The following is a 1,506-nucleotide window of genomic DNA, read 5'->3' on the forward strand; positions in this document are numbered from 1 at the left end:
GTTGGCTGCCACAAAATACCGTTACGCTGCTTGTGCTCAATGAGGTATGCCACTACACCGAGTAGCATTTTCGAGTAACCGACACGCGCCGATTTAACTAGGTTAACTTCGCGAATGTAGTCAGAACCCATCGCGTTCATGATCGCGCGTTGAAACGGCAGCGTTTCCCACCTGCCCTCGTGATACGAAGATTCAACAGGCAAGTAGTAATGCTGATCACACCAATCAACGGCGGTCAGCGGTGGTGGTTTGTACAGAGATCTCAGACCAGCCCTTACAGCAGATCTAAAATTTTCAATCTGTGCTGGCAAGATACTCATCTAACAACTCCGGGATCAGCTCATCGAGCCGAGCAGCAGCGTTACGCGCTGCCACGAGATCACGGGTTAAATGCTCGATGTGCCGGTTTTCTAAATCGGGGAATTTCCGCCGCATTGATAACGGAACCGTATCCAGCTTGCTGGCAATAGCAGATGCGATACGACTGAGAACAAACGTGGCAAATTCACACGCAACCACATCACGTTGTTGTATTGCGTTCTTCTGCTCCATGTTGTCAGCCTGCGCCCGAGTTAGTCTGACGCGTTCTTTCAACCATTCCGATTCATCAACCGACTCCTCTGATTCAGAGGGGCTAGGTTGTTGTTTCCGGCTCATTGCGTTCATTCTATTTTCAAGCACAGAACGCATATCGAAGAACGCCTCTCGGCCAATCTTCTCAACAGGTGAAACGCCCCACTTATCAAACGCTTGCACGGAAACATGCAGTGATGCGGCCATGTCTTTTTTGTTTAGCCAGCCGGGCTGTTTTTTTGTAATAGTCATGGACAATTAAACAACAACCAACCTCTGGGAAAATTTCATATGTAGCGACACCCCGCGCCTCTACGCCCCCGTAGGGGGGATGGGTCTGGGAGGACCCGCGAGACCGACCACATATAAACGCATATATAACAACAGGTTGCGCGTCTGCTACTGGAGCAAAGCGATACGCTGGACGACCAGCCTGATTATTTGATGCTCACCATGCAGACCGCGCATGATAGGCCACGCCGCTCAGGGGTGAGTGGGCTATCATTCGGAGTCTGCCCGCACTACTGCGCCGGTGCGGGCGTGGGTAAACCTAGCTATTTGGGGTTCGCCTTATCGATAACGTATTGGATGATTCGATCAACTTGATCGGCGCAGTGGTTATTGATGTCAGCAAAGCGTGCTTCATTGACTACGGCTTGCCCGTAGGTTTGTGATGATGCAGTCAGTCGCTGGCATGGAATCAGTAGATCAGTGGGGGGAACAACATAAACCAAATCAGTTGCTGTTGGTGGCGGTGCGGTTGCGCACCCTGATGACATCAGCAGGCAGAGGCTGAGCAGCGCAGCTGTCATTACTGAGCGCCTGAGCGATGTCGGAATAAAGTTGATTCTGCTCAGCGAGCTTTCGCTGTAGTTCAGCTTGCGCAGCCAACATGCTGACCATGTCAGCCCCGCGCTGGTTAGCAAGGTCAAA

3 protein-coding genes are annotated in these 1,506 nt (G+C 51.6%); all 3 read right to left on the reverse strand.

Going from position 1 to position 1,506, the window contains the following annotated elements; genetic code table 11:
* On the reverse strand, window positions 1–320 hold a 320-nt coding region (locus tag ACRCYC_RS01140), incomplete at its 3' end, for a phage terminase large subunit family protein (RefSeq protein ID WP_438617351.1).
* Window positions 295–825: a terminase small subunit gene (locus tag ACRCYC_RS01145; protein ID WP_302981481.1), complete on the reverse strand. Its 531-nt coding sequence runs from the start codon at window positions 823–825 to the stop codon at window positions 295–297. The genes ACRCYC_RS01140 and ACRCYC_RS01145, both read right to left, overlap by 26 nt.
* Before the next feature lie 302 nt (window positions 826–1,127).
* Window positions 1,128–1,506: Rz1-like lysis system protein LysC (gene lysC, locus ACRCYC_RS01150; protein ID WP_438617352.1), on the reverse strand; the 379-nt coding region annotated here is incomplete at its 5' end.

The sequence above is a fragment of the Paraclostridium sp. genome, assembly GCF_051657365.1.
Taxonomy (GTDB): domain Bacteria; phylum Bacillota; class Clostridia; order Peptostreptococcales; family Peptostreptococcaceae; genus Paraclostridium.